Genomic DNA, 7,930 nt, shown 5'->3' on the forward strand with positions numbered 1-7,930 from the left:
ACAAGACAACACTGTTATCTGGGGTGCTGAAATAATGCATCGTGGATTTAAAATTCGAGACGCTTTAACCTCAAGACGGCAATTAAGACGTTCTCGCCGTAACCGCAAAACTCGCTATAGAAAACCTCGTTTTCTTAATCGGAAACGTCCTTTGGAGTGGCTAGCACCCAGTTTAATGTCTAGAGTTCATAATATCCTGACTTGGGTTAAAAAGCTAATTCGGTTTTGTCCCATGACGGGTATTTCTCAAGAATTGGTACGGTTCGACACTCAAAAAATGGAAAACCCAGAAATCTCCGGTACTGAGTATCAACAAGGCACTTTGTACGGCTACGAAATTCGAGAGTACTTGCTTGAAAAATGGAACCGTAAATGCGCCTACTGTGGTGCAACAGATACCAGGCTAGAAGTCGAACATATTAAACCAAGATCTAATGGTGGTTCCGATAGGGTTAGTAACCTGGCAATAGCTTGTCACGATTGTAACCAAGCCAAAGGAAACCAGGATATCAAACAATTCTTATCAAGGAAGCCTGATGTATTGAAGCGAGTCCTGTCTCAATCTAAACGATCATTAGCTGATACCGCTGCGGTCAATTCGACTCGCTGGAAGCTGTACAAAGAACTCAAGTCTACTGGATTGCCAGTAGAAACGGGTTCGGGAGGCCAGACTAAATATAATCGACGTCGGTTTAACCTAGTTAAAACACATTGGCTTGATGCCGCTTGTGTGGGGAAGGTTGAAGCCATTTATGTCGAAAATTGCCAATTTTTATTAATTATGGCCAAAGGTCATGGAACTCGCCAAATCTGTCGAACAGATAAATTTGGGTTTCCGAAGCGTTATTGTTCAAGAACTAAGATCCACAAAGGTTTCCAGACCGGAGATATTGTCAAAGCAATTGTTACTAAAGGCAAAAAGATCGGAACTTATGTTGGACGTGTCGCCACTCGTAAAACTGGCTCGTTTAACATTTCGACTGCCAACGGATTGATTCAAGGAATCAGTTACAAGTACTGTACACCAATTCACAAAAAGGATGGATATTCATATCAAATTAATACCCTGTCCTCCCTTTCCTGAGTGCCTGTCACCTGGGGTTTCCCCAGGTGTTTATATGCCACGTCCTTTTGCTAACCTTTCAGGTATAGCGGGGGTCTCCAGGGAGGCGGAAAGATGAGGAATGATCGCAAAACATCTACCTTAAGGCGTGTACGTCGGGTAAGCTACCTACTGGACAATGCTATTCCTATCCCAGGAACAGGTTATCGGATTGGTTTAGATCCCATCATTGGTCTGTTACCAGGGGGTGGTGATTTTGTGGGAACTATCATTTCATCATACATTGTCGTAGAAGCAGCACGACTGGGAGTGTCTAGATCTACCTTGGTGGAGATGGTGCTGAATATCCTTCTTGAGACAGTTACTGGGTCTGTACCGGTGTTAGGGGATCTGGTGGATGCGGCCTGGAAGGCAAATGTCAAAAATGTTGAGCTGTTAGAGAAAGAATTAAATGTATCATCATCACCACCACAAAAATCCGATTGGTTGTTTCTTATCTTACTGTTGGCAGGGTTGGCTGTAGTGTTGGTAGTTGCGGTTGGAATTAGTCTTGCGATCGTAGCCTGGGTGATCACAACAATTACTAGCTGATTAACAATGTCTGGCATTAATGAAACTGGCAAGATGCCAGTTCCACAGGGTGGGACATGAAACTGGCAAGATGCCAGTTCTACAGGGTGGGAAATGAAACTGGCAAGATGCCAGTTCTACCCTTGATGATTAAATCGAAACTGGCAAGATGCCAGTTCCACAGGGTGGGAAATCACACTGGCAAGATGCCAGTTCCACAGGGTGGGAAATCACACTGGCAAGATGCCAGTTCCACCAAGATGCCAGTTCCAGCCACGGCTCAAACAGCTACAATAAAATTTACCCTGTCTGGGGTTGCTGAATGGGAGTAAAAAGACACAAAGGATGGAAGAAAAAAAATTAGCGCAATTTTCCCTAGCGGATGGAACTACATTTCTGGTAGAAGTGGAAAAACCAGAAAGTGGTATTGAGCGAGTCTCCCTGGGATCGGGAAAACAAGTCCTCAAGGCAAGGCAGACCTTTGAAGAAGCTCTAGATCAAATCAAACCGGTGGCTTCTGCGGTGATCACTAAATTGCGCGACCTCAACCAACCCGCCGATGAAGTGGAGGTAAAATTTGGTTTGAAATTGACGGCAGATGCGGGAGCCGTCTTTGCCTCTGTGGGTGGCGAAGTGAGCTATGAAATTACTTTAAAATGGAGTAATAATAAGAATCAGAGCAAGTAGAGGATGAATTAAATAAATGGATTTTAATGTCCATAAGAGTTCAATTATTAGGATCTTTTATCAAGACCAAGTAGTTGGTATTGGCTTTCTGGTATCCGAACACTATGCGTTAACCTGTGCTCATGTCGTGGCAGAGGCATTGTTAATTGATAGCAGGACACAGAGCTCACCTGAAGGAGAAATAAACGTTGATTTTCCTTTACTTAATGGGACTAAATTTTCGGCCAGGGTGGTTTGCTGGCATCCTGAATCTCCTTTAGAAGATTCTGAGGAAGCCATAGAAGATATTGCAGTTTTGAAACTTGATCACCTTCCTGCTTCTGCTAACGCGACTCGCCTGCTGTTATCAGAAAATCTTGCAAATAATCCATTTCAAGTATTTGGTTGTCCGGCAGGAGTTCCTAATGGGGGTTGGGCAACTGGGGTATTGTCGGAGCAAAATGCTAAACAATGGATTCAACTGGAAGATCCTAAGGTAACTGGATACAGGATTGAACCAGGATTTAGTGGTTCTCCGGTTTGGGATGAAAAATTGCAGGGAGTGGTGGGGATGGTAGTTGCTGCAGATACCAAGCGACAAACGGCAAAAGTCGCCTTTATGATTCCTGCACAAATTTTAGTCAAAGCTTGGTCACAGTTGGAGTCAATTGTTATCCGAACTAAGGAAATAGAAAAGCGAGTTAAGCCACGTTTGTCACCATTTAGGATAAGGTTTCTTGAAAAACAAAAGAGAGAGTGGGAGGAAAGAGTCGAAGAGGTGAGCAAGCAAATGGGTTTTGAGTCCAATTTAGCTAATTATCTAGATTTGGAAAAACGAGCGAATATTTATTTCGATAAGATCGAAAAAATTAAACGAGAACTTTCTGGTTTTTAGATGATGATGTGAATCGAAAGATGACAAGGGATACTCAAATTCGTAGACAAGCCTTTCTAGAAGAACAAAAACGATTAATTAATGAACATATTGAAGAAATCAGTAACCAAATGAGTTACTCTATGTCAGATTTAGCTAAGTATAGTGATTTACAAAGGCAATCTGAAGAATACTTTAAGAAGCTTGACAAAGTCGAGAATGAACTCAATTTATTAAAAACTAAGAGCGATTCCTCCGTTAGTCCCAATCCAAAACCTACTATTGCTCAAAACTTATCTAAGATTAACTTCCATAAACAAAAAAAAATAGTCAATTTTATTATTGAAAATTGTTTGGGTAAACAAGGAGGTTTGGCTTTATTTTTACTGCAAGATACCTCCTCAATGCGAGGAGATTTATGTGTTGCAGAAATTAAATACAATCTTAGTCGTAAAAGTTATGGTAAACTTAAGTATTGTCCCATAGATCCCTTGTTAAGACCTGATATTTCTGATGAGCGAAGTTTGCTAAATGCGATCGCGGATTATTTTAAGCCAATTGAAGCTCATCCCAATGACCAACAATACATCCAGAACATTATTAAAAAGATCGGTGACAGTGTACAGGGAGGAAGTGTTGTTTTTTTGGATTTTAGCAACTGGGATTCTATTACAGAAAATGATGATAGACTTTTATCTTGGTTTATTGATTCTTTTTGGAATCTTTTGAAGCAAAAACATCACGAAGAAATTTCTAAAGATTATTGTTGGGTAAATTTTTTATTGTTTTGTTCTCTAAGTTCAACTCTTACTAAATCTTATCAAAAGCTTAGTTATTGTTGTAGTTACAACGATTTTGATAGTTTAAAAATAATCAAATTGTCTTTGAGTAAATGGCAAGAAAGTGATATTGATGATTGGTTGCAACAAGTCTATGGATTACGTAAATTAAAAAGCAAAGAAATAGCCAAGAAAATTTATAAATTATCTAATCGCGGTATTCCTAGTACAGTTTGCTCAAAGTTAGAACAATATTTATCTAAATTAGTCAAGGAATAGCCTATGAATCCTCCTAAATACATCTTCCATAGCAATCCAAAACATCGACCTAAAACATGTCATCCAGATTCTCCCACAGAATTAGAACCCTATATTGCCGACAGCGAATTAATTGAAGCTGTGAATTTGGCAATTTTTCTGCAAAGACCCCTGTTAATTGAAGGAGAATCGGGATGTGGTAAAACCCGATTAGCAGTGGCAGTTGCTTATGAATTAGGGTTGCCCTTTTATCGCTGGGATATTCGCTCAACCACCAAAGTCCAAGAGGGATTATATGAATACGATGCGATTTTGCGGTTGCATGATGTCCAAACCCAAAACTTAACCCCGTCTATTAATCCGAAAACTGGACAACCAAGAAATCCTAAACAACCAAACGATTACCGTGAACTAGGTCCCCTGGGAAAAGCCTTTCAATCCCACGACTATCCCGCAGTGTTGCTTATTGATGAAATTGACAAGGCTGATGTGGATTTTCCCAATGATTTACTGTCGATATTGGATAAACCTTGGAAATTTTTGATTCGGGAAACCGGAGAAACGATAGAGGCGAATCAAGAGCAACTACCAATTATAATTATTACCAGTAACAAAGAAAAAGGTAGTCTCCCCTCTCCCTTCTTACGCCGCTGTTTATATCACTATGTGCGTTTCCCTAATCAACCGGAAGAGTTAGAGAAAATTGTCAAAGTTCACTATCAACAGAAACAGAAACCACAGACCATGGCAATGCCTAAATCCGATTTAGTGAAGACTGCGATCGCTAAATTTTTAAAGATACGAGAGGATAAAAGTCTGTTTAAACCTCCGGGAACCAGTGAGTTTCTGGATTGGCTGGCTGCCTTACATCACTTTAAATCGGAACCTTATCCTGTGAGTGAACTGCAGCAAGACAATACAATTCCCTATCGAGATTTAGTATTTAAATTGCGGCAAGATTGGCAAAATCCTAATTATGCAGGTTCATGATACCAATTTCCTTTAATGAGGCTACAGATCAGANCNCNCCACGACGACGTACGACGTACGTACGTACGTACGTACGTACGTACGTACGTACGTACGTACGTACGTACGTACGTACGTACGTACGTACGTACGTACGTACGTACGTACGTACGTACGTACGTACGTACGTACGTACGTACGTACGTACGTACGTACGTACGTAGTACGAGTTCGACTGTACGATACGTCTAAGACGTAGCGTACTAGTCGAGTCGACTACGGTACGTAGGGTACCAAGGTTTCCAAGGGTCCTTTTAGGGAACGTTCGAACGTACGTACGGTANCGTANGTAGCAGCTGAGTCAAGTTCGTAAACGTAGCGTAAATCCGGAAGTCTCGAGNGTCAGGANCGATCGAATGCGNAGTCAGTATACGTCTACGGAGTCGACCGTACGTAACTTCGGAACTACGGTACGTAACGTACGGTACGAACGCCGAAGTACGACGTAACGTTGGAACGTACGTAACGGTACGGTAACGGTAACCGGTTTACGGTTAAACGGTTAACGGTAACCGTAACGTACGGTACGTAACGTCGGTAAACGTACGGGTTACGGAACGGTTACCCGTAACGTTAACCCGTACGTACGGAACGTACCTTACGGGTACCTACGTTACGTCATNCCTNAACGTATCCCCCGTAAGACCCCCCTTCGTAAAAGGGGGAACGTGGAGTGAAAGTCCCCCTTGAAAAAGAGTGAAAGTCCCCCTTGTTAAGCTATGCATTAGTCACATTTTTCTTAACATAATGGGACTTGACACCAGAAGTGGTTTTCGGGGAAAGTAGAAGCCAAGTCTGTGCGATATCATGCAGTCGTCGCAGACCCTGCCAAAGGGTTTTCACCCCTGGTTCACCATCTCTATTGCGCGCCAAAAATCCACCCAACTGGGCTATCCAACGCACACAAGTCCTCAAATTAGGGGGGACCTCAGGTGGGGAGGGTGTTTGATGAATAGTGCAGTAAAGCGCTTGCCACTCATGGGTTTCTAGTACCGTATCCCCAGGAGTATCAGGGTGGTAACGAGCCAAGTAAGTCATCCACAACAAGCGCCAAGCCACAATGGTGTAAGTGGCTAAAGCTCGGTGGATGCGGTCGGCAGTTTCCAGTTGCAGTTGTTCGAGGCGACAACCGCTCTTGAGGACATAATGATAGCGTTCAATCAACCAACGATAAGAGTACCAACGCAAACATTGCACCACATCCTCAAAGCAAGTAACCTCTAAGGTAGTCAAGAGTAACCAACGAACTGGTACCACACCGGGTGGTGGGTTTTCTTCTTCTGCTTTTATTACCTGTAGGCGGATTGGTTGGAGGCGCTCCCGTTCGGGATGAGTAGCTGGTGGTTGTAACTCAATGGTTGTAGTACGTAGGGTCAGGGTAGCTTGACGGGCAAGGCGTTCTGGATTTCGTCTGAGTTCTAAGGTCAGCTGACCACAAGGCATTACTGTTCCAATTGCTTGGTCAAGACGTTGGAGTTGTTGGTCTTCAGAGGTAGGTTTGACTGTACGGTTGTGCATCGCACGAATCAGAAACTCCGAGGAAGGGCGGCGCGGCAGCATGAACAACTCATAGATGTCAGCTTCGCGATCAGCCACTGTGACAACGGTAATTTCTGGAGCAATCAGACTCTGGGTAGCATCCAAGGTCGTTTTCCAACGCTGGCTCTCTTTTTCAGAGATGGGTTTTTTGTGTCGTTGATGCTTCTTTCCCAACGAGCGCGATATCCCTAGCCCAGACTTGTTGATGTAATACACCTAGAGGCACACCATTACTTGTACTACAAAATACTGAGTGAATTTTTAAGCCTCTTGCCTTAGCATTGTCCAAGTAACCCATACCCCTCTTCGCTGGATGATGAGTGAAATTCAGTTCTGTTGTGTCTTGAATGGCAATGACAATAGACTCAAGTTTTACTCGTTCTAATGTACGGCGTTGGTGAGCTGATGCGATCGCTTCCGGTTTAATGTAAGGTGATTTCCAAAACTCATAGGCAGCCTGGGTCGCAGCTAAGTTTCCCGAAGCTTGCGGCACACTGGCATTTGGTTGGGCTGCCAAATCGCTGACAATCCGCATCAACCGTTTTTTGCGACGTACATCCCCTAATTCAGCATCTTGCAGCTCTTCTACTGCCCAAGCTTTCATTTAAGTCCCTCCGAGTTGAGAATTTTTCGTGGCTCTGTCAGTTTACTCACTTCCATTGGATCATCCCTGAGTTCGTCAGCACGTTTTTGCGTACGCCAAGCTACCCCAAATGCATAATTCTTCTGTATTACATTATGAAGTACCCAATGGAGGTTGAATGGAAGAACAAAAACTCAACACGGATATGGATTAAGTAATATGAAGTAATTCCACCTTGCCTCACGTCCCATCAGCTCTCTGGATTGTTAAGAAAGATGTGACTAATGCATAGCTTGTTAAGGGGGATTTAGGGGGATCCCCCCTACGGAGAAACGATAGAGGCGAATCAAGAGCAACTACCAATTATAATTATTACCAGTAACAAAGAAAAAGGTAGTCTCCCCTCTCCCTTCTTACGCCGCTGTTTATATCACTATGTGCGTTTCCCTAATCAACCGGAAGAGTTAGAGAAAATTGTCAAAGTTCACTATCAACAGAAACAGAAACCACAGACCATGGCAATGCCTAAATCCGATTTAGTGAAGACTGCGATCGCTAAATTTTTAAAG

General features: G+C 42.9%; 7 protein-coding genes and 1 pseudogene. 7 read left to right on the plus strand and 1 reads right to left on the minus strand.

Annotation, left to right across the window (positions count from 1 at the left end):
• From iscB to LYNGBM3L_RS29070, 7 genes are all read left to right on the plus strand, one after another.
• Nucleotides 1–1,084 (plus strand): RNA-guided endonuclease IscB (iscB, locus tag LYNGBM3L_RS29040; protein WP_044495279.1); only part of this gene is annotated, 1,084 nt, incomplete at its 5' end.
• A gap of 93 nt (nucleotides 1,085–1,177) precedes the next feature.
• Nucleotides 1,178–1,654, plus strand: a complete 477-nt coding sequence (locus LYNGBM3L_RS29045; RefSeq protein ID WP_008189852.1) for a DUF4112 domain-containing protein — start codon at nucleotides 1,178–1,180, stop codon at nucleotides 1,652–1,654.
• A 56-nt stretch (nucleotides 1,655–1,710) separates the two neighbouring features.
• Nucleotides 1,711–1,965, plus strand: a complete 255-nt coding sequence (locus LYNGBM3L_RS29050) for a hypothetical protein (RefSeq protein ID WP_131826967.1) — start codon at nucleotides 1,711–1,713, stop codon at nucleotides 1,963–1,965.
• A 13-nt stretch (nucleotides 1,966–1,978) separates the two neighbouring features.
• Nucleotides 1,979–2,320, plus strand: a complete 342-nt coding sequence (locus LYNGBM3L_RS29055) for a CU044_2847 family protein (RefSeq protein ID WP_008189856.1) — start codon at nucleotides 1,979–1,981, stop codon at nucleotides 2,318–2,320.
• Nucleotides 2,321–2,336: 16 nt separating this feature from the next.
• Nucleotides 2,337–3,194 carry a trypsin-like peptidase domain-containing protein gene (locus LYNGBM3L_RS29060; RefSeq protein ID WP_008189859.1) on the plus strand — a complete coding sequence of 286 codons (858 nt, stop codon included), beginning with the start codon at nucleotides 2,337–2,339 and terminating at the stop codon, nucleotides 3,192–3,194.
• A gap of 20 nt (nucleotides 3,195–3,214) precedes the next feature.
• Nucleotides 3,215–4,231 (plus strand): hypothetical protein, encoded by a 1,017-nt coding sequence (locus LYNGBM3L_RS29065; protein WP_008189861.1) that lies wholly within the window; start codon nucleotides 3,215–3,217, stop codon nucleotides 4,229–4,231.
• 3 nt (nucleotides 4,232–4,234) lie between these two features.
• Entirely contained in the window at nucleotides 4,235–5,200 is a 966-nt protein-coding gene (locus LYNGBM3L_RS29070) for an AAA family ATPase (RefSeq protein ID WP_008189868.1), read from the plus strand.
• 756 nt (nucleotides 5,201–5,956) lie between these two features.
• On the opposite strand, the pseudogene LYNGBM3L_RS29075 reads toward LYNGBM3L_RS29070, so the two are convergent.
• A pseudogene (locus LYNGBM3L_RS29075) lies at nucleotides 5,957–7,382 on the minus strand (IS4 family transposase).
• Between the last annotated feature and the right edge of the window lie 548 nt (nucleotides 7,383–7,930).

It is taken from the genome of Moorena producens 3L (assembly GCF_000211815.1).
Lineage (GTDB): Bacteria > Cyanobacteriota > Cyanobacteriia > Cyanobacteriales > Coleofasciculaceae > Moorena > Moorena producens.